Raw genomic sequence first — 24,732 nt, forward strand, 5'->3', positions numbered from 1 at the left:
CCTGCGAATCGCCTGTAACGCTTAAGGAATAGTCTCAATGCTGGTCGTCTCACTTGGTGGCAGTCCCAGCCTGCGCTCCCGCTCCGGGGTGCTGCTGGAGCGCTCGCAACGTTGGTTGCAGCAGCAAGGCGTGGAAGTGGTGAGTTATCAGGTGCGGGACTTCCCGGCCGAAGATTTGCTCCATGCCCGCTTCGACAGCCCGAAAGTGCTCGACCTGCTGCAACAGATCGAAAACGCCGACGGCCTGTTGATCGCCACACCGGTGTACAAGGCTTCGTTTTCCGGCGCGTTGAAGACGCTGCTGGATCTGCTCCCGGAGCGCGCCTTGAACCACAAGATTGTCTTGCCAATGGCCACCGGCGGCAGCATCGCCCACATGCTGGTGGTCGATTACGCACTCAAACCGGTGCTGTCGGCGCTGAAAGCCCAGGAAATGCTTCAGGGGATTTTTGCCGAGGACAGCCAGATCGCTTACGGCGAAGGCAGTGCTGCAGCGCAATTGGCACCGGCGCTGGAGCAGCGACTGTATGAAGCGCTGGATCAGTTTGTCAGCGCCATGGCCCGCCGGCCGAAACCGCTGGAGCCGGGCCTGTTGAACGAACGTTTGTTGAGTGCTCGCTGGAGCATTTAAGCCTCATCGAAATTTGAAGTACTGGCCTTACTCGCCCGCTAACGGGCAAGCAGGTGCAGCCAAAACCCAACAGCAAAAAGGAGAGCGCTATGCGCACTGTATTTTTGCGTCGTGGTCTGGTCGCTCTGTTTGCTGCGGCTGTCACCTTCGGCGCCATCACTCAAGCTCAAGCCGAGACCCTTCGGATCGGTTATCAGAAGTACGGCACGCTGGTGCTGCTCAAAGCCAAAGGCACGCTGGAAAAGCGTCTTGCCGCTCAAGGCGTCGACGTGCAATGGACTGAATTCCCCGGCGGCCCGCAGCTGCTTGAAGGCCTGAACGTCGGCTCGATCGACTTTGGCGTCACCGGCGAAACCCCGCCAGTCTTCGCTCAAGCGGCCGGCGCCGATCTGCTTTACGTCGCCTACGAACCGCCAGCACCGAACAGTGAAGCGATCCTCGTGCCGAAAGACTCGCCGATCAAATCGGTGGCCGATCTCAAGGGCAAGAAAGTCGTCCTGAACAAAGGCTCCAATGTCCACTACCTGCTGGTGCGTGCACTCGAAGACGCCGGCCTCAAATACTCTGACATTCAAACTGTATTCCTGCCGCCCGCCGATGCTCGCGCCGCGTTCGAACGGGGCAGCGTCGACGCCTGGGTGATCTGGGATCCGTACCAGGCGGCCGCCGAGAAACAACTGCAAGCGCACACCCTGCGCGACGGCAAAGGCATCGTCGACAACCACCAGTTCTATCTCGCGACCAAGCCTTATGCGCAGAAAAATCCCGAGGTGATCAAGACCCTCGTCGAGGAAGTGCGCGCAGTCGGCGAGTGGTCGAAGGCCAACCCTGAAGACGTGACCCAGCAAGTCGCGCCACTGCTCGGCCTGCCGGCGGACATCACCCTGACTTCGGTCAAACGCCAAGGCTACGGCGCGCTGTTCCTGACCCCGGAAGTGGTCGCCGCACAACAGAAAATCGCTGACACGTTCTTCCAGCTCAAGCTGATTCCCAAACCGCTGAGCATCAAGGACGTGATCTGGACACCACCGGCCGCTGTGGCTAAAGCGCAGTAATTCGAATCCCCAAGGAGACCACTCCATGAGCCTCAATATCTTCTGGTTCCTGCCTACCCACGGCGACGGCCATTACCTTGGCACCGCCGAAGGCGCTCGTGCCGTCGACCACGGTTATCTGCAACAGGTCGCGCAAGCGGCGGATCGTCTGGGCTTTGGCGGTGTGCTGATCCCTACCGGGCGCTCCTGCGAAGACTCGTGGCTGGTGGCAGCATCGCTGATTCCGGTGACCCAGCGTCTGAAATTCCTCGTTGCCCTGCGCCCCGGGATCATTTCCCCGACGGTCGCGGCGCGTCAGGCGGCTACGCTGGATCGTCTGTCCGGCGGTCGTGCGCTGTTCAATCTGGTCACCGGCGGTGACCCGGAAGAATTGGCCGGCGACGGTCTGTTCCTCAGCCACGAAGAGCGCTATCAGGCCTCGGTGGAATTCACCCGTATCTGGCGTCGTGTACTCGAAGGCGAAACCGTTGATTACGACGGCGAACACATCAGCGTGAAGGGGGCCAAGCTGCTCTATCCGCCAATCCAGCAACCGCGTCCGCCGTTGTACTTCGGTGGCTCGTCGGAAGCCGCACAGGACTTGGCCGCCGAGCAAGTGGAAATGGTCCTGACCTGGGGTGAGCCGCCCGCAGCAGTAGCGGAGAAGATCGAACAGGTGCGCGCCAAAGCCGCCAAGCTCGGCCGTACCGTGCGCTTCGGCATTCGTCTGCACGTGATCGTCCGTGAAACCAACGCTGAAGCGTGGCAAGCGGCGGATCGTTTGATCTCGCACCTGGACGACGACACCATCGCCCGTGCCCAAGCTTCGCTGGCGCGTTTCGATTCGGTCGGCCAGCAACGCATGGCTGCTCTGCATGGCGGCAGCCGCGACAATCTCGAAGTCAGTCCGAACCTCTGGGCCGGTGTCGGTCTGGTGCGTGGCGGTGCCGGGACCGCGCTGGTCGGCGATGGTCCGACCGTGGCGGCGCGCGTGAAGGAATACGCCGATCTGGGCATCGACACTTTCATCTTCTCCGGTTATCCACACCTCGAAGAGTCGTATCGCGTCGCTGAGCTGCTGTTCCCGCACCTCGATGTCGAGCGCCCGGAACTGCCGAAAAGTGCCGGTTACGTCAGTCCGTTTGGCGAGATGGTCGCCAACGACATTCTTCCCAAAGCCGCGTCGCAGAGCTGAGGCGCGCCATGAACAAAATCATCCACAGCCTCGCACCCTGGGCATTGCCGGTGTTGCTGTTGGCGGTGTGGCAGTTGTCGGTGTCGGCGGGTTGGTTGTCGACACGGATTCTGCCGGCACCGGTGGCGGTGATCGAAGCCGGCGTGAGCCTGGTGCGCAGTGGTGAAATCTGGACGCATCTGGCGATCAGTGGCTGGCGTGCGGCCCTCGGTTTCACCATCGGCGGCAGCATCGGTCTGGTTTTGGGTTTCATCACCGGCCTGTCGAAATGGGGCGAGCGCCTGCTCGACAGCTCGGTGCAGATGATCCGAAACGTGCCGCACCTGGCGCTGATTCCGCTGGTGATTCTGTGGTTCGGCATTGACGAGTCGGCGAAGATTTTTCTGGTGGCGTTGGGCACGCTGTTCCCGATCTACCTCAACACCTACCACGGCATTCGCAACGTCGACCCGGCGCTGGTGGAGATGGCGCGCAGTTATGGCCTGTCCGGGCCCAGCCTGTTCTGGCAGGTGATCCTGCCGGGTGCGTTGCCTTCGATTCTGGTCGGTGTGCGTTTCGCCCTCGGCTTTATGTGGCTGACGCTGATCGTCGCCGAAACCATTTCCGCCAGCTCCGGCATCGGCTATCTGGCGATGAATGCTCGCGAGTTCTTGCAGACCGACGTGGTGGTGCTGGCGATCCTGCTTTACGCGGTACTCGGCAAACTCGCCGACCTCGCCGCCCGTGGACTTGAGCGTGTGTGGTTGCGCTGGCATCCGGCTTATCAGGTTGCCAAAGGAGGTGCGGCATGACCGCTCAACAACCTCCACGCCTGCTGCGCGGGATTCCGCTGGTGGTGCGCAATCTGCAGAAAACCTTCGGTGCGCGGCAGGTGCTGCGCGACATCGATCTGCACATTCCAGCGGGGCAATTCGTCGCCGTGGTCGGGCGTAGCGGTTGCGGCAAAAGTACCTTGCTGCGCTTGCTCGCCGGCCTAGATCAACCGACTGGTGGTGACCTGCTGGCTGGTGCTGCGCCCCTGAGCGATGCGCGGGAAGACACCCGATTGATGTTCCAGGAAGCACGTTTGCTGCCGTGGAAGAAGATCATCGACAACGTCGGCCTCGGCCTCGGCCTCGGCCTCACAGGCCACTGGCGCCCGCAAGCATTGGCAGCGCTGGAAGCGGTAGGGCTGGCGGATCGTGCCAATGAGTGGCCGGCAGCGCTGTCCGGTGGACAGAAACAGCGTGTTGCGCTGGCACGGGCACTGATCCATCAACCGCGCCTGCTGTTGCTCGACGAACCGCTCGGCGCGCTGGACGCGCTGACCCGCATTGAAATGCAGCAACTGATCGAACGTCTCTGGCAGCAACATGGCTTCACGGTGCTGTTGGTGACCCACGACGTCAGCGAAGCGGTGGCGATTGCCGACCGGGTGATTCTGATCGAGGACGGCGAAGTCGGCCTCGACCTGCATGTCGAACTGCCGCGCCCGCGGGTACGCGGTTCGCATCGCCTGGCGGCGCTGGAAACCGAAGTGCTCAAACGTGTTCTGTCCCTGCCCGGCGAGCCGCCGGCGCCGGAACCTGTTTCACCACTGCCTACGCAACTGCGTTGGGCTCAATAACTCAAGCAAACGACAGGAATCATTGCCATGACTATCAAAGCCATCAACGTCCGTAACCAGTTCAAAGGCTCGATCAAGGAAATCGTCCTCGGCGACGTGCTGTCGGAAATCGACGTGCAGACCGCTTCAGGTATCGTCACTTCGGTGATCACCACGCGTTCGGTCAAGGAGCTGGAACTGGCGGTGGGCAGCGAAGTGATCGCCTTTGTGAAATCCACCGAGGTGTCGATCGCCAAGTTGTAAGCCTGTGAGTAAAAAACAACCCCGAAAGGCGTAAGCCCTTCGGGGTTTTTTGTGTCTGGCGATCGTTCCCATGCTCCGCGTGGGAATGCCTCTTGGGACGCTCCGCGTCCAGTGACGCGGAGCGTCACGGGCTGCATTCCCACGCAGAGCGTGGGAACGATCATGTCTCAGCGCTTGGGTAGATACGGCGGCAGATACAACCCGATATAGGCATCAAACACGCGCATCCCTTCTTCGGCCATGCGCGGTGTGATTTGCCCATGCTGCTGCACCGAACGCGCATAAACCCGGTCACCCAATTCCATCGCCAGGGCAAACACGTCGACATCCTCCGGCAACCTCGGCAGCTCGAAGTGATGGTCGAACAACTTGTGCATCAAGGCGCCCAGTTCGATGTCGTGTTGCCGATCAGCCTGAGTCACTTCGGTCAGACCATGTTGCGCGAGGATCAACTGCCGAGCCGCCGCGTCTTCGTCGTAGATCTCCAGCATCCTTTGCTCGACCAGTCGCGACAGATCACGCCAGTCACGCAGGGCCTCGTGATCGATCGGCGCTTGCAGGCAGGCGCGGAACGCGGCGTGCACATCGGCGGTCAGCGCTTCGAGCAACGCCGGCACGCTGGCGAAGAAGTGGTACACGGAGGAGGGCGGAATCTGCGCGCGCTCGGCGACGCTGTAGATCGACAGACTGGCCACACCCTCGGTCGCCAGCAGTGTGCGTGCGGCGTCGAGTATCGAGTCGATGCGCGCCTGACTGCGGGCACGGGGTTTGCGGACGGGGGCGGGTCGCGTCATGGAAGTCTCCTGCGGGGCAGCGGGCATTGTACGAGGCGGGTTCCGTGTTGTCTTGTCGACCGCCATCGCTGGCAAGCCAGCTCCCACAGGTATCTGTGTCGAACACAAGATTTGAGTACGCAACACAACCCTGTGGGAGCTGGCTTGCCAGCGAACCGCCGCAGGCGGCCATAAAAAAACGCCGCTGGCTGAATTAGCCAACGGCGTTTTTTTTGAAGCTGCAATCCGCTTAAACGGTATGCAGATACCAGTTGTACTCAAGGTCGGAAATGGAGTGTTCGAACTCCTCCAGCTCGCTTTCCTTGCAGGCGACGAAGATATCGATGTACTTCGGATCGATGTACTTGGCCATCACCTCGCTGTCGTCCAGCTCGCGCAGGGCATCGCGCAAGTTGTTCGGCAGGCTCTGCTCGTTCTGCTCGTAGCTGTTGCCTTCGACCGGGGCGCCCGGCTCGATCTTGTTGGTCAGACCGTGGTGCACACCCGCCAGAACCGAAGCCATCAACAGGTACGGGTTGGCATCGGCACCGGCTACGCGGTGTTCGATCCGCACGGCATCGGCAGAACCGGTCGGTACGCGAATCGCCACGGTGCGGTTGTCCAGCCCCCAGCACGGCGAGTTCGGCACGTAGAACTGCGCGCCGAAACGACGGTAGGAGTTGACGTTCGGGCAGAGGAAAGCCATCTGCGCGGGCAGGGTCTCGAGCACACCGCCGATCGCGTGACGCAGCGCGGCGTTCTGCTCGGGATCCTCGCTGGCAAAGATATTCTTGCCGGCCTTGTCCAGAATCGAAATGTGTACGTGCAAACCGTTGCCTGCCTGGCCTGGATAAGGCTTGGCCATGAAGGTGGTATCCATTTCATGGTCGTAGGCGATGTTCTTGATCAGACGCTTGAGCAGGACGGCGTAGTCGCATGCCTTGATCGGGTCGGCGACGTGGTGCAGGTTCACTTCGAACTGCGCCGGGGCACTTTCCTTGACGATGGCATCGGCCGGGATGCCTTGCTCTTTGGCACCTTCCAGAATGTCCTGGAGGCAGTCGACGTATTCGTCGAGGTCGTCGATCAGGTAAACCTGTGTCGAGTGCGGACGTTTGCCGGAGATCGGCGAGCGTGGCGGCTGTGGACGGCCGTTCACGTTTTCCTGGTCGATCAGGTAGAACTCGAGTTCGAATGCTGCGCAGATGGTCAGGCCCAGCTCGTCAAACTTTGCAACAACTTGACGGAGCACTTCGCGCGGATCGGCGAAGAACGGGTCGCCTTCGAGTTCGTGCATGGTCATCAACAGTTGCGCGGTGGGGCGCTTCTGCCATGGCTCGTTGCACAGGGTGTCGGGGATTGGATAGCAGATACGATCGGCGTCGCCGATGTCCAGGCCCAGGCCGGTGCTTTCCACCGTAGAGCCATTGATATCCAGAGCAAATAGAGAGGCCGGCAGGTTGATGCCTTTCTCGTAAACCTTGTGGAGGCTGGTGCGTTCGATGCGCTTGCCGCGCACCACACCATTCATATCCGCAATCAGAAGGTCAACGTACAGAACCTCAGGATGTTCCTTAAGGAACGCGTTCGCTTCGTTAAGCTGAACGGCACGCGGGGGTACCGACATGATGCAACACCTTTGTTGTTAAAAATATCAATCATTGATCTTTTCTGGTTTCAGTCAACCCGAACGGCCTGCCGAAGTCAAGCGAGGCCTTTTTTGCCCTAAAAAAGCGCTGCGAGGGCATTTATGGGGCATTTTTGGGCGGTTTTTTGTCCTTGGGAGGCGTGCCACCCGCGGGCTTGAGCAGGCCGTGTTGTATTTTTTACGGGGGTGTTGTGTAAAAAAATGAACAAGGCTAAGCTCCGATCAAACCCATAACAGCAATAATACCGGGGTGCTTCATGTCTCGCCTGCCGTTAATCGGCATCACCGACTGCTCGCAACAGTCCGGTCTGCATGCTCATCACATCAGTGGCGACAAATCCGTCGGTAGCGCAGCCAGCATGGCTCGCCCGTTAGCGACGATGTTCCCGTCCATGGCCGTTCAAGTGCCAGCGTCCGATATTCTGGACGTACGGGAAAGCATCCTGTTTATGGCGTCTCCTTCCAATATAGATCGCTTTCACCCTCAAAGCCTGTGCCGCTTCTCCAGTCGTGCTCATGATTCTGCACGCCTTCAGTGTGCACAGGAAATGCAACGCCAGCGTAAAGGGCAGGTAAGCTCCTCTTTCATTGTCTATGCGCGGTGCCAGGCGTAAGCCGGTACTGCGCGAGCAAGCCCCCTTAACGCGACGCCCAGGCGTCACACTTTGCCTGACGTCACGTCAGGAGACTCAGCCCAGAGGCATTTATGAGTAACAACCTCGACCAGCTCACCGATTGGTTGAAAGACCACAAGATCACAGAAGTCGAATGCATGATCGGCGACTTGACCGGCATCACCCGGGGCAAGATTTCGCCGACCAACAAGTTCATCGCCGAAAAAGGCATGCGCCTGCCAGAAAGCGTGCTGTTGCAGACCGTGACCGGCGACTACGTCGAAGACGACATCTATTACGAACTGCTCGACCCGGCCGACATCGACATGATCTGCCGTCCCGACCAGAACGCCGTGTACCTGGTGCCATGGGCTATCGAGCCAACAGCTCAGGTAATCCACGATACCTACGACAAGCAAGGCAACCCGATCGAGCTGTCGCCGCGCAACGTGCTCAAGAAAGTCCTCAAGCTTTATGCCGACAAGGGCTGGCAGCCGATCGTGGCGCCGGAAATGGAGTTCTACCTGACCAAGCGCAGCGACGACCCTGACTATCCGTTGCAGCCGCCGATTGGTCGCTCGGGCCGTCCTGAAATCGGTCGTCAGTCGTTCTCCATTGAAGCGGCGAACGAATTCGACCCGCTGTTCGAAGACGTCTACGACTGGTGCGAACTGCAGGAGCTGGATCTCGACACGCTGATCCACGAGGACGGCACGGCGCAGATGGAAATCAACTTCCGTCACGGCGACGCCCTGTCGCTGGCCGACCAGATTCTGGTGTTCAAACGCACCATGCGTGAAGCCGCGCTCAAACACGACGTGGCCGCGACCTTCATGGCCAAGCCAATGACCGGCGAGCCGGGCAGTGCCATGCACTTGCACCAGAGCATCATCGACATCGAAACCGGCAAGAACGTCTTCTCTAATGAAGACGGGACCATGAGCCAGCTGTTCCTGCACCACATCGGTGGCCTGCAGAAACTGATCCCGGAATTGCTGCCGCTGTTCGCACCGAACGTCAACTCGTTCCGCCGCTTCCTGCCGGACACCTCAGCGCCGGTGAACGTTGAGTGGGGCGAAGAAAACCGTACTGTGGGCCTGCGCGTACCGGATGCCGGCCCGCAGAACCGCCGCGTGGAAAACCGCCTGCCGGGTGCCGACGCCAACCCGTACCTGGCGATTGCCGCGAGCCTGCTCTGCGGTTACATCGGCATGGTCGAAGGCCTCAACCCGAGTGCGCCAGTGGTTGGTCGTGGTTACGAACGCCGCAACCTGCGCCTGCCGCTGACCATCGAAGATGCGCTGGAACGTATGGAAAACAGCGCGACCATCGAGAAGTACCTGGGCAAAACCTTCATCACTGGCTACGTCGCGGTAAAACGGGCCGAGCATGAAAACTTCAAGCGCGTGATCAGTTCCTGGGAGCGTGAGTACCTGCTCTTCGCCGTCTGATACGCCGGGCGCGGCTGGCAGCAGCCGCGTCTTCACCGATAACAAGGAGAATTGGCATGACCAGCAACAACCCGCAAACCCGCGAGTGGCAAGCACTCAGCAATGATCACCACCTGGCCCCGTTCAGTGACTTCAAGCAACTGAAAGAGAAGGGCCCGCGGATCATTACCAACGCCAAAGGCGTTTACCTGTGGGACAGCGAAGGCAACAAGATTCTCGACGGCATGGCCGGTCTGTGGTGCGTGGCCATCGGTTACGGTCGCGATGAGCTGGCCGATGCGGCTGCCAAACAGATGCGCGAACTGCCGTACTACAACCTGTTCTTCCAGACCGCGCACCCGCCGGCACTGGAACTGGCCAAGGCGATCGCCGACGTTGCGCCGCAAGGCATGAACCATGTGTTCTTCACCGGTTCCGGCTCCGAAGGCAACGACACCATGCTGCGCATGGTTCGCCACTACTGGGCGATCAAGGGCCAGCCGAACAAGAAAGTCATCATCAGCCGCAAGAACGGTTACCACGGTTCGACCGTGGCCGGCGCGAGCCTGGGTGGCATGACGTATATGCACGAACAAGGCGACTTGCCGATCCCGGGCATCGTCCACATCGCGCAGCCGTACTGGTTCGCCGAGGGCGGCGACATGTCCCCGGAAGAGTTCGGCATCTGGGCGGCCAATCAGTTGGAAGAGAAGATTCTCGAAGTCGGCGTCGACAACGTCGGTGCCTTTATTGCCGAGCCGATCCAGGGTGCCGGTGGCGTGATCATTCCGCCCGACAGCTACTGGCCGCGCATCAAGGAGATCCTCGCCAAGTACGACATCCTGTTCGTGGCGGATGAAGTGATCTGCGGTTTCGGCCGTACCGGCGAGTGGTTCGGCAGCGATTTCTACGACCTCAAACCCGACATGATGACCATCGCCAAAGGCCTGACTTCCGGCTACATCCCGATGGGTGGCCTGATCGTCCGCGACTCGGTGGTGGCGGTGCTCAATGAAGGTGGCGATTTCAACCACGGCTTCACTTACTCCGGTCATCCGGTGGCGGCAGCGGTGGGTCTGGAAAACATCCGCATCCTGCGCGACGAAAAAATTATCGAGAACGTGCACAACGAAACGGCACCGTATTTGCAGAAACGTCTGCGGGAACTGAACGATCACCCGTTGGTGGGTGAAGTTCGCGGAGTCGGTCTGTTGGGCGCGATCGAGCTGGTGCAGGACAAGGCCACGCGCAAGCGTTACGAAGGCAAGGGCGTCGGCATGATCTGCCGCCAGTTCTGCTTCGACAATGGCCTGATCATGCGCGCTGTGGGCGACACCATGATCATCGCGCCGCCGCTGGTGATCAGCAAAGCCGAGATCGATGAGCTGGTTACAAAGGCACGCAAGTGTCTGGACCTGACCCTCAGTGCGTTGCAAGGCTAAGTGCTAGGCTCTGAGCGGGGGAGCTGCGGCGCTCTCGCTCAAAGCTGTCAGAAAGGCCGGTCTTTTCTTGAAAGACCGCCTCGGATCTTGCCAGACTAGCCGCGGTTCCAGTTGTCCGGGTTCGGCCGCTGAACAAAGTGGTTCAAAAAAGAAAAATTTGGAGCATGACGCATGAAGGCATTAGGTAAAAAGCTTGCTGGCAAGACACTTCTCGCGCTGTCCGTGGCGGGCATGATGGCGGGTGCGGTTCACGCGGACGACAAGGTACTGCACGTCTACAACTGGTCCGACTACATTGCGCCAGATACCGTGGCCAATTTCGAAAAAGCCACCGGGATCAAAGTCGTCTACGACGTCTTCGACAGCAACGAAACCCTGGAAGCCAAGTTGCTGGCCGGCAAGTCCGGTTACGACATTGTGGTGCCTTCCAACAACTTCCTCGCCAAGCAGATCAAGGCCGGTGTCTACCAGGAGCTGGACAAGTCCAAGCTGCCGAACTGGAAGAACCTCGACGAAGACCTGCTCAAGGCTGTTGGCGATGCCAGCGACCAAGGCAACAAGCACGCATTCCCGTACATGTGGGGCTCGATCGGCATCGGCTACAACCCGGCCAAGGTCAAGGCAGCGCTGGGCATCGACAAGATCGATTCCTGGGACGTGGTGTTCAAGCCTGAAAACATCGAGAAGCTCAAAAGCTGCGGCGTAAGCTTCCTCGACGCGCCGACCGAAATGATTCCGGCGGCGTTGCACTATCTGGGCAAACCGACCAACAGCAAGGACAAGGCTGACCTGAAGGCTGCCGAAGACCTGTTCCTGAAGATTCGTCCTTCGGTTGCCTACTTCCATTCCTCCAAGTACATCTCGGACCTGGCCAACGGCAACATCTGCGTCGCCGTCGGTTACTCGGGTGACCTGGAACAATCCAAGACCCGCGCCCAGGAAGCCGGTGACAAGGTCAAGCTGGCCTACACCATTCCAAAAGAAGGCGCTGGCACTTTCTACGACATGGTCGCCATTCCCAAGGATGCCGAAAACGTCGAAGCCGCCTACAAGTTCATGAACTACCTGCTTGAGCCGCAAGTGATGGCGGGCATCACCAACGCCGTGCGTTTCCCGAACGGTAACAAAGCTGCCACGCCACTGGTGGATAAGGACATCACCAGCGATCCGAGCATCTACCCGTCGGCTGAAGTGAAGAAACAGCTCTACGCGATCAGCGACCTGGACGCAGCGACTCTGCGCCTGATCACTCGTAGCTGGACCAAGATCAAATCCGGTAAATAAGCCGGTTTGATGCAACAACCGCTGGCCGTCATTCCTCGCGAGGGCGGCCAGCGGATTAATTAAATGACAGGAAGTTTTGCAGGAACGGTTTTTCGAGGGTAAGTTGCGCGCCGGTTTTGTTGCCGGGCAGTCATGGCTGTCATGCAGCGCGGGGCAACTTGGGCCCAACTAATTTAGAGGACCTCCACTTGCCTATTTTTTCTTCTTTGCGCAAAGCCCTGCTGGCCACTGCCGGCCTGACGATCGCTGTCGGAGCCCAGGCCGCCGGTACGGTGCATATTTATAACTGGTCCGATTACATCGGCGAGACCACGCTGGCCGATTTTCAGAAAGAAACCGGGATCAAACCGGTCTACGACGTCTTCGATTCCAACGAAACCCTGGAAGGCAAGCTGCTGGCCGGGCGTACCGGTTACGACGTGGTCGTGCCGTCGAACCATTTCCTCGGCAAGCAGATCAAGGCGGGTGCGTTCCAGAAGCTCGACAAGTCGCAGCTGCCGAACTATGCCAACCTCGACCCGGTGCTGCTCAAGCGTCTGGAACAGAACGACCCGGGCAACCTGTACGCCGTGCCGTACCTGTGGGGCACCAACGGCATCGGTTACAACGTCGACAAGGTCAAGGAAGTGCTCGGCGTCGACAAGATCGATTCCTGGGGCGTGCTGTTCGAACCCGAGAACATCAAGAAACTGCACAGCTGCGGCGTCGCGTTCCTCGATTCGGCCGATGAAATGATGCCGACCGTGCTCAACTACATGGGCCTGAACGCCAACAGCACCAACACCAAGGACTACGAAAAGGCCACGGCCAAACTGCTCGCCGTGCGTCCGTACGTGACCTACTTCCACTCGTCCAAGTACATCGGCGATCTGGCCAACGGCGACATCTGTGTGGCCATCGGTTTCTCCGGCGACATCTTCCAGGCCAAGCACCGCGCCGAGGAAGCCAAGAAGGGCGTGAACATCGCCTATTCGATCCCCAAAGAAGGCGGCGCGCTGTGGTTCGACATGCTGGCGATTCCGAAGGATTCGTCCAACGTCAAAGAGGCCCACGCCTTCATCAACTATTTGCTGAAACCTGAGGTGATTGCCCAGGTCAGTGATTACGTCGGGTACGCCAACCCCAACCCGGGTTCGGACAAGCTGATGGAACAGTCCATTCGCACCGATGAAGCGGTTTATCCACCGCAAGCAGTCCTCGACAAGACCTACGTGTCGACCGAGTTGCCGCCCAATATTCAACGTTTGATGACCCGCAGCTGGACCAAGGTCAAGTCGGGCAAATAAGGCACAACTATCCTGGGTTCGTCCGCATTGGGCGAACTGCACTCTTTTTTTCTGGGAGTTTCGTAAATGGCAGTTGCCTCCGGCGCCTATAAGAAAGCCCTCGAGGGCGACCAGACACCTAAACAGGTGTTGGTCAAAATCGACCGGGTCACGAAGAAGTTCGACGAGACGATTGCCGTGGACGATGTGTCCCTGGAAATCAAGAAAGGCGAGATTTTCGCCCTGCTCGGCGGTTCGGGATCGGGCAAATCCACTCTGTTGCGGATGCTGGCAGGGTTCGAACGGCCCACGGAGGGGCGCATTTTTCTCGACGGCGTCGACATCACCGACATGCCGCCGTACGAACGTCCGATCAACATGATGTTCCAGTCGTACGCCTTGTTCCCGCACATGACCGTGGCGCAGAACATCGCTTTCGGCCTGCAGCAGGACAAAATCCCCAAGGCCGAGATCGACGCTCGTGTGGCCGAGATGCTCAAGCTGGTGCAGATGAGCCAGTACGCCAAGCGCAAGCCGCATCAATTGTCGGGCGGTCAGCGTCAGCGTGTGGCGCTGGCACGTTCGCTGGCCAAGCGGCCGAAGCTGTTGCTGCTTGATGAGCCGATGGGCGCACTGGACAAGAAGCTGCGTTCGCAGATGCAGCTGGAACTGGTGGAAATCATCGAGCGCGTCGGTGTGACCTGCGTGATGGTGACCCACGACCAGGAAGAGGCCATGACCATGGCCGAGCGCATCGCGATCATGCACCTGGGCTGGATCGCCCAGATCGGCAGCCCGATCGACATCTACGAAACCCCGACCAGCCGTCTGGTCTGCGAATTCATCGGCAACGTCAACATCTTCGAAGGTGAAGTGATCGACGACGCCGAAGGCCACGCGACCATCACCTGCAAAGACCTCGACCGACAGATCTACGTTGGCCACGGCATCAGCACCTCGGTGCAGGACAAGTCCGTAACCTACGCGATCCGTCCGGAGAAGCTGCTGGTCACCGCCGACCAGCCGACCTGCGAATACAACTGGTCGAGCGGCAAAGTCCACGACATCGCCTACCTCGGCGGGCACTCGGTGTTCTACGTTGAATTGCCGAGCGGCAAGCTGGTGCAGTCGTTCGTCGCCAACGCCGAACGTCGCGGCGCGCGTCCGACCTGGGGCGATCAGGTTTACGTGTGGTGGGAAGACGACAGCGGCGTGGTACTCCGCTCATGAACATGCGCAAATTCAAACGCCGCATCAACCGAATAATCCCCAATGGCCGGCAACTGGTCATCGGGGTTCCGTTCATCTGGCTGTTTCTGTTCTTCATGTTGCCGTTCTTCATCGTCCTGAAGATCAGCTTCGCCGAAGCCGACGTGGCCATCCCGCCGTACACCGAGATCTACACGTACGCCGAGCAGAAGCTGCAACTGCTGCTGAACCTGGGCAACTACGCGATGTTGGCGGGCGACGAGTTGTACATCGCCGCTTATCTCGGCTCGCTGAAAATGGCATTTATCAGCACGCTGTTGTGCCTGTTGATCGGTTATCCGATGGCCTACGCCATCGCCACCGCCCGTAAAGAGCTGCAAACAGTGCTGGTACTGCTGATCATGATGCCGACCTGGACGGCGATCCTGATCCGCGTTTACGCGTGGATGGGCATCCTCAGCAACAACGGCCTGCTCAACGGTTTCCTGATGAGCATGGGCTTGATCGACGAGCCGCTGCAGATCCTCAACACCAACCTCGCGGTGTACATCGGTGTTGTTTATTCGTATCTGCCATTCATGATCCTGCCGCTGTACGCCAACCTGGTGAAGCACGACAACAGTCTGCTCGAAGCGGCTTCCGACCTCGGTTCGAGTACCTTCAACAGCTTCTGGAAAATCACTATTCCGCTGTCCAAGAACGGGATCATTGCCGGCTGCATGCTGGTGTTCATCCCGGTGGTGGGCGAGTTCGTGATCCCGGAACTGCTCGGCGGTCCGGAAACCCTGATGATCGGTAAAGTACTCTGGCAAGAGTTCTTCAACAACCGCGACTGGCCGGTGGCGTCCGCGCTGGCGGTGGTGATGCTGGCGATCCTGATTGTGCCGATCATTCTGTTCAACCGCAGTCAGGCCAAAGAAATGGAGGGCAAAGAATGAAGCGCATCCGTTTCTCCAGCCTGATGCTGGTTCTGGGTTTGTTGTTCATCTACCTGCCGATGCTGATCCTGGTGATCTACTCGTTCAACGCCTCGAAACTGGTGACGGTGTGGGGCGGCTGGTCGATCAAGTGGTACGTCGGCCTGCTCGACAACACGCAACTGATGGGCTCGGTGCTGCGCTCGCTGGAAATCGCCTGCTACACCGCCGTCGCGGCGGTGGCGCTGGGCACGCTGGCAGCGTTTGTGCTGACCCGCATCACCCGTTTCAAGGGCCGCACGTTGTTCGGCGGTCTGGTGACGGCGCCGTTGGTGATGCCGGAAGTGATCACCGGTCTGTCGCTGTTGCTGCTGTTCGTGGCCATGGCGCAGATGATCGGCTGGCCGCAGGAACGTGGCATCGTCACCATCTGGATCGCTCACACCACGTTCTGCGCGGCGTATGTGGCGGTGGTGGTGTCGGCGCGTCTGCGTGAACTGGACCTGTCGATCGAAGAAGCGGCCATGGACCTTGGTGCACGGCCGTGGAAGGTGTTCTTCCTGATCACCATCCCGATGATCGCGCCATCGCTGGCGGCGGGCGGCATGATGTCGTTCGCGCTGTCGCTGGATGACCTGGTGCTGGCGAGCTTCGTCTCCGGGCCGGGGTCGACGACTCTGCCGATGGAAGTTTTCTCGGCGGTACGTCTGGGCGTGAAGCCCGAGATCAATGCCGTGGCCAGTCTGATTCTGCTGGCGGTGTCGATCGTGACCTTCATGGTCTGGTTCTTCAGTCGCCGTGCCGAAGAAGCGCGCAAGAAAGCCATCCAGCAAGCCATCGAAGAAAGCGCAGCCGATTCGTGGAAGCAGCCGGACGTGCGTCGCGCACCGGCGCCGGAAGCGGCGTAAGCCATATCGGGTTGGCCTCAATCTCTAGGCCAACCCAAATCCCAATGTGGGAGCGAGCAGGCTCGCTCCCACATTTTGTTTTATGCAGTCCAGGGAGATTGGCGGATGACTTCAACAAAGTTTATCGGCTTGAACCCCGGCTGCTGATCCTTCAGCACATCGGTCTTCACATTGCCGAACGTGGTCTGCGGACGATGGCGCAAGCCGTCGGCAAACGCGCAGATGATGCACTCCTTGAAACCGTCCCCACGCGGATGCGCATGCACCACTGCCTCACGCTGCACGGTGCTGAACGCTGCGTAGTCCATGCCCAGCACATCCATTTCCACACCAGCGGTCACCAGCGCCACGGTCGGACGCAGATGCTTCGGCACGCCGGGCGTGGTGTGCAGGGCAATCGACAGCCAGACTTGTTCGATGTCGTCATCACTCACCCCGTACGGTTTGAGAAACGCCGCCGCTGCATTGGCACCGTCGACTTCAAAACGCTCGTCATCACTGCGATGACCTTCAACCAGACCGAGGTCGTGGAACATCGCGCCGACGTACAACAGTTCCGGGTTGTAAGCCAGTTGCTGGCGCTCGCCACTCAGGGCGCCGAACAGAAAGACCCGGCGCGAGTGGTGATAGAGCAGGTCGGATTCGATGTCGCGGATGTACTCGGTGGTAGCCCGGGCGAGGGCGCTGTCGGGGATTTTGATGCCGGCGATGGTCGTGGTCATGGCAAGTTTCCTCACTGAAACGCCGTGGTGGCGCTGATGGGAAAAGTCTGTTCCCGACGCTGGATGCGGACAATCGATCCATGGCTGCGATCCTTGCCAATCCGCCTGCAAATCGTGCCAAGCTAAAAGATCGCAGCCTGCGGCAGCTCCTGCAGAAGCCCGCATTCCCCTGTAGGAGCTGCCGAAGGCCGCGATCTTTTGCTCTTGAAAGGGAATCCACAGTCATGACCAAAACCGTCGCCATCGTCGTGTTCCCAGGCGTGCAGTCGCTGGACGTCAGCGGCCCGATGGATGTGTTCGCCGAGGCCAATCGCTTCCTGGCGCCCGAGGCTCACTATCGGCTCGAAGTAATCGGCGTCGAGCACGGGCCGATGGCCTGTTCCAACGGTTTGACCCTGAATGCCCATCGGCATTTCAGCGAAGCACTCGACGCCTACGACCTGTTGCTGGTCGCTGGCGGCCCGCAACTGCCATTCATGGATTTTGGCGCGACGTTTGATGATTGGCTGCGCGGGACCTGTGCACGGGCGCAGCGCTTCGGTTCGATCTGCAATGGCGCGTTCATGCTCGCGCGGGCCGGATTGCTCGCCGGGCGCACCGTCACCACGCACTGGAACGATGCCGAGGCGCTGGCGCAGTTGTGCCCGACAACGCAGGTCGAAGCGGATCGCCTGTATGTCGAGGACGGCACGCTCTACACCTCGGCCGGGGTCACAGCGGGGATCGATCTGTCGCTGTACCTGCTGGCGCGGGATCACGGCGCTGAAGTGGCACTGAGCGTGGCCAAGCGGTTGGTGGTGTTCACCCAGCGTTCGGGTGGCCAGTCGCAGTTCAGCCCGTTCCTCACGCCGCACGCGGAACCGACGTCGGCGGTGGCACTGGTGCAGTTGTATGTGCTGGCGAATCTGACGGGTGATCTGACGATTGCCGATCTGGCCAATGCGGCGAACATGAGTGCGCGCAATTTCTCGCGGGTGTTTGCTCGGGAGGCCAAGGTGACGCCGGCGGAGTTTGTCGAACGGGCGCGGGTGGATGCGGCGCGGGTGATGCTGGAAAGCACGGCGGCGCCGTTGAAGACCGTGGCGTATCAGTGCGGGTTTCGTGATGCGCAACATATGCGCACTGTGTTCAACCGCCGGCTGGGGGTGACGCCGCAGCAGTTTCGGCTGAATTTTGCGTTGATGGTTTGACCCTCACCCCAGCCCTCTCCCGGAGGGAGAGGGGGCCGATTCGGGGATATTGGGGAGATACGCCGAAGTGATGTTGCTGTACCGAATTCATAATCGACTCGATATCTCAGGTCGGTGCATAGCGAAAGACACCTCGGTCAGTCCCCTCTCCCTCTGGGAGAGGGCTAGGGTGAGGGGCTCTTAAGGCGCAGCCCGCGCCGGCAACAGCTTCAAGGTACTGCGCGTATTCGCCGTCACCTCTTCGGCAGTGAAATGCGCCTGCACATACATCCCGTCGACATACGCTTCAGCCTGATCATCATAGTGACTGTCGAACGGCACGCCGCTCTGACCGACCGGGTTGATCGTCAGGGCATGCGCCGGATCGGCAAAATCCACCAAGCGCCGCGTCGACGGCCCATACGTCACCGGCCACGGCGCGGGACCGATCTTCGCCGAGAGGTTGTTCGGCACTTCATGACTGCCCGGCGCCGCAAACGGACCGACATTGAAAACCTGATCCAGCGGCTTCTGCTGCCCCAGCGGATGGCCATGGGTCAGGGTATGTGCCACGCCCCACTTCCACTCCGCAGTGTTGTCGCTGAGGGTCAGCTTCAGGTGCTGCATGCTCGCCTGCCACGCCGTGCGGACGATATCGGCGCGGGTCTCCTTGTTCGGTGTGCTGCGGTTATCCCACCATGGCGAATCGGCATTCGCCGCCAGTTTCGGCAGCGCCGCATCGATCACCCGCGTCGACAGCAATGTCTCGAAGAAGTCATTGCCCAACTCATCGCGCATTGCCGCAACGGCGAGGTCATAGAGGAACTGGTTGAACAGCGTCGCGCTGACTGAGTCGAGCGGATAGTCGCCCGGCCACTGCGCCAGTTGCTCGACCAGTTTCAGTTGCGCCGGATCGCTGACGACTTCACGCAATACTGGCAGCAACGGCGCGAGCAAGCGCGGGCCGTAATCGGTGGCGGTGCCCAGTTGCAGCTTCTGATTGGCCTCGTTGGTCCACTTCACGCTCTTGTCGCTGAGCTGGCGATTGAGTTGCTGGCCGCGATCGGCGAGGTTGTAGTAGCCGGGAATCTCCATCCCGGTCGGCGACACGGGCTGGAAGTTGGCCGAGACGATGTAGCCGCGTGCCGGGTTCTCTTCCTGCGGGTTGGCGCTGAACGGGTAGAAGCCGTCCTTGTCCGCCTGATTGCTGCTGCCGTCGAGAATGAATTCCGGGCGCACCCCGGCCGGACGCTTGGGCAGCAGCGCCGAGGCCCACCAGGCGATATCGCCCTTGGCGTTGGCATAAACCAGGTTCAGCCCCGGCGCCTGGACTTTCGCCGCTGCGGCGCGGGCCTTGGCCAGGGTGTCGGCGCGGTTGAGTTGGTAGAAGCCTTCGAGGATCGGGTTCGGTGTTTCGAGGAAGGCCCACCACATCGCAATCGGCGTTTTCCCGGCAGCAGTCCCCAGTGCATCGTTGACGATCGGGCCGTGGGGCGATTGGCGCAGGGTGAGGGTCACCGGTGGCTCGCCCTTTACATTGATCTGCTGCTGCGTGACGAGCATGTCGGTCCACTGGCCGCGATACCAGACCTGATTCGGGTTATCCGGATTGACCTTCTCGGCGATCAAGTCCAGATCGTCGTTCTGGAACATGGTCAGGCTCCAGCCGAAATCCAGGTTGTGCCCCAGAAACGCGAACGGCACCAGCGCCTGATGATGACCGTACAACTCAAAGCCCGGCGCCGACAATTGCGCCTCGTACCACACCGACGGCACCGAGAAACGAATGTGCGGATCACCTGCCAGCAGAGGCTTGCCGCTCTGGCTGCGGCTGCCGGCGATGACCCAGGCGTTGCTGCCTTCGAATTGCGGCAGGCCATGATCGATCAACGCCTGTTCGCTAAGGCGGGCGAGGGCGTTGAGGTCTTTCCAGTCGCCGGCGGCGAGGGCCGGCGCTGGCTTGGCGTGACGGCTGGTCAGCACCCCGTTGGGTTGCCAGTCGAGATCGAAGACCTTGAGGTAATCGGCGCCGAGTTGATCGCGCACATAAGTCAGCAACGGCTCGGTGCGAAACGCCGCGGCAAAGCTGTAGGCCATGTAGCCGGCGACGCTGATGCTGTCCTCCGCGGTGAATGGCCGTTTGGGGATGCCCAGCACGTCAAACTCGATTGGCGCGGCGTGGGTGTCCTGATACTGGTTAATGCCATCCAGATAGGCTTGCAGGCCCTTCCACGCCGGTGACTGCTTGTCGAGGCTGGCGACGTAACTGGTGGCGCGCTCACGGATGCGCAGGCTGCGGAACAGTTTGTCGGTGTCGAGCAGTTTCGGCCCGAGCACTTCGGCCAGTTCGCCGCGAGCGAGGCGGCGCATGGCTTCCATCTGGAACAGGCGATCCTGGGCATGCACATAACCGAGGGCGCGGTACAGGTCGGTTTCGTTCTCGGCACGAATGTGTGGCACGCCGCGCTCGTCGTAGCGCACGGTCACCGATCCCTGCAGGTTGCGCAGTTCGACCTGGCCCTGGCGCGTGGGTTGTTTGCTGTAGATATACCCGCCGACGCCGGCAAGCAGCACAACGATGAGCAAGGCAAGAACGGTGAACACACGCTTCATGGTGACTCCTTGTGCAAGCGGGATTGCCGCCCGTCGGACTGCAAACAATTAGCACAGACCTTCCGTGCTGTGCTGCGCTGTCCTTGAAAAGTCCGGAATGCCTTACGGCGTTTCCACCGGCCACGGGCAGTAACAACCGACCGCCAGGGTGTGCGTGGCATTGACCGGACGATCTTCCGTCAGGGCATTCAAAATCGGTTCGATAAAACTGTTGCTGGAGTTGCAGGTCAGGCCTTCGCTGTAGGGGCCGAAGTACGCCAGTTTGCCGCTGCGGTCCCAGATCGCCACAGCCGGGCTGGCCGGAACCTGTTCGGAGCCGGGCAATAGCGTGATGGTTTTCAGGCTGCTGAGGGTCGCGGGTAACTGGCCGTGGCTGCCGGCTTTTTGCACGGCGAAGAACTCAACGCCTTTGGCGCTGAACTGCTCGACCATCTCGGTCAGGTGCTGTTGGTTGCCGACGTTGCACGGGCAGGCCGGGTCCCAGAAATGCACCAGACGGATTTTGCCGGGACCGGCGAGATTGTCCGGCAGACGCAGCGGATCACCGGAAAACACCGCCGTGTGTTCGCTGAATGCGCGCAGATAACGCCCCTGAAACCAGTCGTACGCCGCCCACAACACCCCGGCGCAAATCAGCGCGAGCAGGCTGGCAAACAGTGCGGTGCGGTAGGGCGAACGCATGGATTTGGTTCCTCAGAGGCGGGCTAGCTTGCCATGTCTGCCTCTACAGATGAATATCGCAGGCCGATAAAGTCTGTTTACCGCTTTGGAATTCCCGCATGCCTGCCACTTTCGATCCCGATCATTTACGCGCCAGCCTCAAGCCATTGGCCGAGTGGCAGCCGTTGTCGGACGAGGCCAAGGCCTATCAGCGCTTTTACCAAACCGACTTTCCCGAGCGGGATGTCTGGCGTGGCATGGGCCGTTTCGAGGTCGATGGTTATGAACTGGTCAGTCATTGCTGGTGGCCGGAAAAGGTCAAGGCGACGCTGTTTCTGCTGCACGGTTACTACGATCACACCGGGTTGTATCGGCACGTGATCGAGTGGGCACTGGATCAGGACTTCGCAGTGATCGCCTGCGACTTGCCGGGGCATGGCCTGTCGAGCGGGCCGCGCGCGAGCATCCGTGATTTCTCCGAGTATCAGGATGTCTTGCAGGGTTTGTTCGCCGAGGCACAGTCGATCGCGCTGCCGCAGCCGTGGCATCTGTGCGGGCAGAGCACCGGCGGGGCGATTGTGGTCGATCATCTGCTCAACCATGGTGAAAACAGCCCGGCGCAGGGCCAGGTGATTTTGCTGGCGCCACTGGTGCGGCCACGGGCGTGGGGCTGGTCGCAACTGAGTTATTACTTGCTCAGACCCTTTGTCAGAGGGGTCACGCGGCGCTTCAGCGAGAACTCCAACGATCCGGATTTCCTGCCGTTTCTGCAGGCCGATCCATTGCAGCCACGGCGCTTGCCGACCCAGTGGGTGGGCGCGCTGTCACGCTGGATCATCCGCGTCGAACACGCGAAAAAAAGTCCGCGACGGCCGCTGATCATTCAGGGGCAGGCGGACATGACGGTGGACTGGCAGCACAATTTGCAGGTGTTGAAGTGGAAGTTCGACCGGCCACAGATCTTGCTGCTGGCCGAGGCGCGGCATCATCTGGCGAATGAAACGGTGGAGATGCGCGAGGAGTATTTCGAGTTCTTGAGCAAGCGGATCAGGGGCCGAAACCTGTAGTGGATTTTAAGGCCCCATCGCTGGCAAGCCAGCTCCCACAGGTTTCTCTGGTGTTCACATTATTTGTGATCGACGTAAAACCCTGTGGGAGCAGGCTTGCCAGCGATGGCGGCCGGTCAGGCGCTGAAGATCATTGCCCGACCGCCAACCCTGCGCGAATCGCTGCCAGCGCGGCCTGGTAATAGGCCTTGCCCTCAGCCGATTCGGCAAACGTCGCAAACTCTTCCAGCTCTTCATCCGACAGATCGCGATAGACGTAGAGCAGCGTGTTGTTCATGTCCGCGCCGATCTGATCCATCAAGCGCTGGCGCTGACCATTGAGCATGCCTTGCGCCTGACCGCCGCCAAGCAGTCCCGGGATCATCGAACTCAAGCTGTCCGCCGCCACTCCCGCAATCGCCAGGCTCACTTCGGCGCCAGCCTCACGGGCCGGCAAGGCCTGGGCGAGGTGGCCGATGATCAGCAGACGGCTGTCGCTGGCCTGCATCTTGGGCAGGCCTTTGGCGTTCTTTGCCAGTTGATCGCGGCGGGTCGCGAGCAATTCGGCAGCGACGATTTTCTTGCCCAGCGGCGATTGAAAGAAAGTCAGGGCCGGTTTCGGATCGGCGAGGTTCTGTCGCAGTTGCGCCTCGGCACGTTGATCCATGGCCTGGGGGGCAAAGCGCTGGTTGCTGTTGTTCACCAGCGCTTGAAACACGGCGGGCGGCAGGCTGTTCTGATAGCGTTGCTGCGCGGCACTCAGGGCGTCATTGAAATGCGCACGTTGATCTGGCCAGCCGGCGATCTTGTACAACTGATCGTGGCCGTCCGCCCAGGCGGGCAAAACGCAGAACATCAACAGTGAAAAAAGCAAACGGCGCATAGGGACTCCTGTCAGCAGCGGACTATTCTCCGTGCGGTGCCGGTACTTGTCGAGAATTCGTAGCAAGCCGCCGCGTGGCTCTGTCGGATTTCTTGCCGCCGACATACTATGCGCGCCATGCAAATATCCTCTGAACACCCACTGCTGTTACGCATTGTCGACGACCTGGCCGAACACGGCTGGTCGCAGCAGAACATATTCCTGCCCGCCGGTTTGACCCGCGAGCTGGCGGCCGAGTGCCGCAAACGTGAAGCCGAGGGTGAACTGGCGCCGGCGGCGGTGGGCCGTGGGCCGTTTTCAGAGATTCGCGAGGGTATTCGCGGCGACCACATTCAGTGGATCGACCCAGGACAGGCCGATTCCAGCGACCGCTATCTGAATCTGATGGAGAGCCTGCGCGAGGCGCTCAACCGAGACTTGTTTCTTGGTCTTGAGGACTTTGAATGCCATTTCGCGCTGTATCCGCCGGGTGCTTTTTATCGCAAGCACGTCGACCGTTTCCGCGACGATGACAAGCGCATGGTCTCGGTGGTGGTCTACCTCAATGAGGCGTGGCTGCCGGAAGATGGCGGTCAGTTGCGCATGTATCTGAAAGACGACCGTGTGCACGACGTGCTGCCTGTTGGCGGTTGTCTGGTGGTGTTTCTCTCCGGTGAAGTGCCCCACGAAGTGCTGCCGGCGAACCGCGAGCGCCTGTCGCTGACCGGCTGGTTCCGTCGCCGTGGCAACGAGCCGTTCTGATATGCAGAAGATTCTGGTCAGCCGTTGCCTGTTGGGCCATCGCGTGCGTTATGACGGTGGTGCGAGTGGGCCTTTTGATGTGCTCGAGCAGTGGATTGCCGAAGGGCGGGTGGTGCCGTTGTGCCCGGAGGTCGCGGGGGGATTGCCGACGCCACGGGCGGCGGCGGAGATTCCGGGCGGGCAGGGTGGTGAAGTGCTTGATGGTGTCGCCTCGGTTATAACCACCGAGGGGGAGGATGTCAGTGCGCAGTTTCTCGACGGTGCGCGGCAGGCGTTGGCGCTGGTGCAGAAGCACGGCATTCGGGTGGCGGTGCTCAAGGCCAACAGTCCTTCTTGCGGGAATTTGCTGACGTATGACGGGACGTTCAGCGGAGTGAAAGTCTCCGGCGAAGGCGTGACGGCCGCGTTGCTCAAGCGCCATGGTGTGCAGGTGTTCAGTGAACTGGAATTGCCGCAGGCCGCGCTGGCACTGGCTGCTTTGGACTGATCCTGAATCGTTACCCTCACCCCATCCCTCTCCCGGAGGGAGAGGGGGCCGACCGAAGTGTCTGGCGCTGTCCATCGACCTGAAAGACCTTGGCGATTATGGCTTCGACACAGCCATGACCGATCGACTATGGAATCGACAAAGCCATGACCAGTCGATTTCGGATTCGGTATAGCCATCCCAGGTCGGCGTATCTCTAAAGCAACCCCAAA

Annotated in this window: 24 protein-coding genes; 18 read left to right on the top strand and 6 right to left on the bottom strand. The window is 60.3% G+C overall.

The window, feature by feature from the left end:
- Window positions 1-37 precede the first annotated feature (37 nt).
- The 6 genes from ssuE to QZR14_RS04130 all read left to right on the top strand — a co-directional run bounded on the left by ssuE (window position 38) and on the right by QZR14_RS04130 (window position 4,709).
- Window positions 38-631, top strand: coding sequence for an NADPH-dependent FMN reductase (gene ssuE / locus QZR14_RS04105; protein ID WP_250605753.1), 594 nt, complete (start codon window positions 38-40; stop codon window positions 629-631).
- An 89-nt stretch (window positions 632-720) separates the two neighbouring features.
- Window positions 721-1,686 (top strand): sulfonate ABC transporter substrate-binding protein, encoded by a 966-nt coding sequence (locus tag QZR14_RS04110; RefSeq protein ID WP_250605754.1) that lies wholly within the window; start codon window positions 721-723, stop codon window positions 1,684-1,686.
- A 25-nt stretch (window positions 1,687-1,711) separates the two neighbouring features.
- Window positions 1,712-2,860 carry an FMNH2-dependent alkanesulfonate monooxygenase gene (ssuD, locus tag QZR14_RS04115; RefSeq protein WP_250605755.1) on the top strand — a complete coding sequence of 383 codons (1,149 nt, stop codon included), beginning with the start codon at window positions 1,712-1,714 and terminating at the stop codon, window positions 2,858-2,860.
- A gap of 8 nt (window positions 2,861-2,868) precedes the next feature.
- A complete protein-coding gene (gene ssuC, locus QZR14_RS04120; RefSeq protein WP_311995950.1) occupies window positions 2,869-3,651 on the top strand; it encodes an aliphatic sulfonate ABC transporter permease SsuC in 783 nt (260 codons plus the stop codon).
- The gene (gene ssuB, locus QZR14_RS04125; RefSeq protein WP_311995951.1) at window positions 3,648-4,466 is read left to right on the top strand and encodes an aliphatic sulfonates ABC transporter ATP-binding protein; all 819 of its coding nucleotides are present in this window, start codon (window positions 3,648-3,650) and stop codon (window positions 4,464-4,466) included. Before ssuC ends, ssuB begins: the two co-directional genes overlap by 4 nt.
- Window positions 4,467-4,493: 27 nt before the next feature.
- Window positions 4,494-4,709: a TOBE domain-containing protein gene (locus tag QZR14_RS04130; protein ID WP_007967989.1), complete on the top strand. Its 216-nt coding sequence runs from the start codon at window positions 4,494-4,496 to the stop codon at window positions 4,707-4,709.
- 167 nt (window positions 4,710-4,876) lie between these two features.
- Here the strand turns inward: QZR14_RS04130 and QZR14_RS04135 are convergent, their stop codons facing one another.
- Both QZR14_RS04135 and QZR14_RS04140 read right to left on the bottom strand, forming a co-directional pair.
- Window positions 4,877-5,503, bottom strand: coding sequence for a TetR/AcrR family transcriptional regulator (locus QZR14_RS04135; RefSeq protein ID WP_311995952.1), 627 nt, complete (start codon window positions 5,501-5,503; stop codon window positions 4,877-4,879).
- A gap of 229 nt (window positions 5,504-5,732) precedes the next feature.
- Window positions 5,733-7,109 carry a glutamine synthetase family protein gene (locus QZR14_RS04140; RefSeq protein WP_123454445.1) on the bottom strand — a complete coding sequence of 459 codons (1,377 nt, stop codon included), beginning with the start codon at window positions 7,107-7,109 and terminating at the stop codon, window positions 5,733-5,735.
- Between the two features lie 278 nt (window positions 7,110-7,387).
- On the opposite strand from QZR14_RS04140, the gene QZR14_RS04145 reads away from it, so the two are divergent.
- From QZR14_RS04145 to QZR14_RS04180, 8 genes are all read left to right on the top strand, one after another.
- Window positions 7,388-7,744, top strand: a complete 357-nt coding sequence (locus QZR14_RS04145) for a glutamine amidotransferase (protein ID WP_311995953.1) — start codon at window positions 7,388-7,390, stop codon at window positions 7,742-7,744.
- A 92-nt stretch (window positions 7,745-7,836) separates the two neighbouring features.
- Window positions 7,837-9,195, top strand: coding sequence for a glutamine synthetase family protein (locus tag QZR14_RS04150; protein ID WP_007967993.1), 1,359 nt, complete (start codon window positions 7,837-7,839; stop codon window positions 9,193-9,195).
- Between the two features lie 56 nt (window positions 9,196-9,251).
- Window positions 9,252-10,616 carry an aspartate aminotransferase family protein gene (locus tag QZR14_RS04155; protein WP_311995954.1) on the top strand — a complete coding sequence of 455 codons (1,365 nt, stop codon included), beginning with the start codon at window positions 9,252-9,254 and terminating at the stop codon, window positions 10,614-10,616.
- Window positions 10,617-10,787: 171 nt separating this feature from the next.
- Window positions 10,788-11,900: a polyamine ABC transporter substrate-binding protein gene (locus tag QZR14_RS04160; RefSeq protein ID WP_090287291.1), complete on the top strand. Its 1,113-nt coding sequence runs from the start codon at window positions 10,788-10,790 to the stop codon at window positions 11,898-11,900.
- 188 nt (window positions 11,901-12,088) lie between these two features.
- On the top strand, window positions 12,089-13,186 hold the full coding sequence (locus tag QZR14_RS04165; protein WP_284676849.1) for a polyamine ABC transporter substrate-binding protein: 1,098 nt from the start codon (window positions 12,089-12,091) through the stop codon (window positions 13,184-13,186).
- A 66-nt stretch (window positions 13,187-13,252) separates the two neighbouring features.
- Window positions 13,253-14,395, top strand: coding sequence for an ABC transporter ATP-binding protein (locus QZR14_RS04170; protein ID WP_103302476.1), 1,143 nt, complete (start codon window positions 13,253-13,255; stop codon window positions 14,393-14,395).
- A 35-nt stretch (window positions 14,396-14,430) separates the two neighbouring features.
- The gene (locus QZR14_RS04175) at window positions 14,431-15,312 is read left to right on the top strand and encodes an ABC transporter permease subunit (protein WP_185036840.1); all 882 of its coding nucleotides are present in this window, start codon (window positions 14,431-14,433) and stop codon (window positions 15,310-15,312) included.
- On the top strand, window positions 15,309-16,199 hold the full coding sequence (locus QZR14_RS04180; protein WP_123454437.1) for an ABC transporter permease subunit: 891 nt from the start codon (window positions 15,309-15,311) through the stop codon (window positions 16,197-16,199). Before QZR14_RS04175 ends, QZR14_RS04180 begins: the two co-directional genes overlap by 4 nt.
- A gap of 80 nt (window positions 16,200-16,279) precedes the next feature.
- Here the strand turns inward: QZR14_RS04180 and QZR14_RS04185 are convergent, their stop codons facing one another.
- Window positions 16,280-16,921 carry an HD domain-containing protein gene (locus tag QZR14_RS04185; protein ID WP_311995955.1) on the bottom strand — a complete coding sequence of 214 codons (642 nt, stop codon included), beginning with the start codon at window positions 16,919-16,921 and terminating at the stop codon, window positions 16,280-16,282.
- Between the two features lie 224 nt (window positions 16,922-17,145).
- Between QZR14_RS04185 and QZR14_RS04190 the strand changes: the two genes are divergently transcribed.
- Complete coding sequence (locus tag QZR14_RS04190; protein WP_311995956.1) at window positions 17,146-18,111, top strand: GlxA family transcriptional regulator; 966 nt, start codon at window positions 17,146-17,148, stop codon at window positions 18,109-18,111.
- Window positions 18,112-18,291: 180 nt separating this feature from the next.
- Here QZR14_RS04190 and QZR14_RS04195 read toward each other — a convergent pair whose 3' ends face one another.
- Both QZR14_RS04195 and QZR14_RS04200 read right to left on the bottom strand, forming a co-directional pair.
- A complete protein-coding gene (locus QZR14_RS04195) occupies window positions 18,292-20,703 on the bottom strand; it encodes a penicillin acylase family protein (RefSeq protein WP_311995957.1) in 2,412 nt (803 codons plus the stop codon).
- A 102-nt stretch (window positions 20,704-20,805) separates the two neighbouring features.
- Entirely contained in the window at window positions 20,806-21,384 is a 579-nt protein-coding gene (locus QZR14_RS04200; protein WP_250605763.1) for a DUF6436 domain-containing protein, read from the bottom strand.
- A 98-nt stretch (window positions 21,385-21,482) separates the two neighbouring features.
- On the opposite strand from QZR14_RS04200, the gene QZR14_RS04205 reads away from it, so the two are divergent.
- Window positions 21,483-22,430 (top strand): alpha/beta hydrolase, encoded by a 948-nt coding sequence (locus tag QZR14_RS04205; RefSeq protein WP_250605764.1) that lies wholly within the window; start codon window positions 21,483-21,485, stop codon window positions 22,428-22,430.
- A 130-nt stretch (window positions 22,431-22,560) separates the two neighbouring features.
- Here the strand turns inward: QZR14_RS04205 and QZR14_RS04210 are convergent, their stop codons facing one another.
- On the bottom strand, window positions 22,561-23,292 hold the full coding sequence (locus QZR14_RS04210) for a DUF2059 domain-containing protein (protein WP_311995958.1): 732 nt from the start codon (window positions 23,290-23,292) through the stop codon (window positions 22,561-22,563).
- Window positions 23,293-23,400: 108 nt separating this feature from the next.
- On the opposite strand from QZR14_RS04210, the gene QZR14_RS04215 reads away from it, so the two are divergent.
- Entirely contained in the window at window positions 23,401-24,033 is a 633-nt protein-coding gene (locus QZR14_RS04215) for a 2OG-Fe(II) oxygenase (RefSeq protein WP_311995959.1), read from the top strand.
- A 1-nt stretch (window position 24,034) separates the two neighbouring features.
- Window positions 24,035-24,520 (top strand): DUF523 domain-containing protein, encoded by a 486-nt coding sequence (locus QZR14_RS04220; protein ID WP_250605767.1) that lies wholly within the window; start codon window positions 24,035-24,037, stop codon window positions 24,518-24,520.
- Window positions 24,521-24,732: the final 212 nt, after the last annotated feature.

This window comes from Pseudomonas sp. rhizo66 (genome assembly GCF_031931925.1).
Lineage (GTDB): Bacteria > Pseudomonadota > Gammaproteobacteria > Pseudomonadales > Pseudomonadaceae > Aquipseudomonas.

Excerpts from the sequence above, each read along its gene's own strand:
- ssuE (WP_250605753.1), top strand. The coding sequence starts at position 38 with ATGCTGGTCGTCTCACTTGGTGGCAGTCCCAGCCTGCGCTCCCGCTCC.
- QZR14_RS04110 (WP_250605754.1), top strand. The coding sequence starts at position 721 with ATGCGCACTGTATTTTTGCGTCGTGGTCTGGTCGCTCTGTTTGCTGCG.
- ssuD (WP_250605755.1), top strand. The coding sequence starts at position 1,712 with ATGAGCCTCAATATCTTCTGGTTCCTGCCTACCCACGGCGACGGCCAT.
- ssuC (WP_311995950.1), top strand. The coding sequence starts at position 2,869 with ATGAACAAAATCATCCACAGCCTCGCACCCTGGGCATTGCCGGTGTTG.
- ssuB (WP_311995951.1), top strand. The coding sequence starts at position 3,648 with ATGACCGCTCAACAACCTCCACGCCTGCTGCGCGGGATTCCGCTGGTG.
- QZR14_RS04130 (WP_007967989.1), top strand. The coding sequence starts at position 4,494 with ATGACTATCAAAGCCATCAACGTCCGTAACCAGTTCAAAGGCTCGATC.
- QZR14_RS04135 (WP_311995952.1), bottom strand. The coding sequence starts at position 5,503 with ATGACGCGACCCGCCCCCGTCCGCAAACCCCGTGCCCGCAGTCAGGCG.
- QZR14_RS04140 (WP_123454445.1), bottom strand. The coding sequence starts at position 7,109 with ATGTCGGTACCCCCGCGTGCCGTTCAGCTTAACGAAGCGAACGCGTTC.
- QZR14_RS04145 (WP_311995953.1), top strand. The coding sequence starts at position 7,388 with ATGTCTCGCCTGCCGTTAATCGGCATCACCGACTGCTCGCAACAGTCC.
- QZR14_RS04150 (WP_007967993.1), top strand. The coding sequence starts at position 7,837 with ATGAGTAACAACCTCGACCAGCTCACCGATTGGTTGAAAGACCACAAG.
- QZR14_RS04155 (WP_311995954.1), top strand. The coding sequence starts at position 9,252 with ATGACCAGCAACAACCCGCAAACCCGCGAGTGGCAAGCACTCAGCAAT.
- QZR14_RS04160 (WP_090287291.1), top strand. The coding sequence starts at position 10,788 with ATGAAGGCATTAGGTAAAAAGCTTGCTGGCAAGACACTTCTCGCGCTG.
- QZR14_RS04170 (WP_103302476.1), top strand. The coding sequence starts at position 13,253 with ATGGCAGTTGCCTCCGGCGCCTATAAGAAAGCCCTCGAGGGCGACCAG.
- QZR14_RS04180 (WP_123454437.1), top strand. The coding sequence starts at position 15,309 with ATGAAGCGCATCCGTTTCTCCAGCCTGATGCTGGTTCTGGGTTTGTTG.
- QZR14_RS04185 (WP_311995955.1), bottom strand. The coding sequence starts at position 16,921 with ATGACCACGACCATCGCCGGCATCAAAATCCCCGACAGCGCCCTCGCC.
- QZR14_RS04190 (WP_311995956.1), top strand. The coding sequence starts at position 17,146 with ATGACCAAAACCGTCGCCATCGTCGTGTTCCCAGGCGTGCAGTCGCTG.
- QZR14_RS04195 (WP_311995957.1), bottom strand. The coding sequence starts at position 20,703 with ATGAAGCGTGTGTTCACCGTTCTTGCCTTGCTCATCGTTGTGCTGCTT.
- QZR14_RS04200 (WP_250605763.1), bottom strand. The coding sequence starts at position 21,384 with ATGCGTTCGCCCTACCGCACCGCACTGTTTGCCAGCCTGCTCGCGCTG.
- QZR14_RS04205 (WP_250605764.1), top strand. The coding sequence starts at position 21,483 with ATGCCTGCCACTTTCGATCCCGATCATTTACGCGCCAGCCTCAAGCCA.
- QZR14_RS04210 (WP_311995958.1), bottom strand. The coding sequence starts at position 23,292 with ATGCGCCGTTTGCTTTTTTCACTGTTGATGTTCTGCGTTTTGCCCGCC.
- QZR14_RS04215 (WP_311995959.1), top strand. The coding sequence starts at position 23,401 with ATGCGCGCCATGCAAATATCCTCTGAACACCCACTGCTGTTACGCATT.
- QZR14_RS04220 (WP_250605767.1), top strand. The coding sequence starts at position 24,035 with ATGCAGAAGATTCTGGTCAGCCGTTGCCTGTTGGGCCATCGCGTGCGT.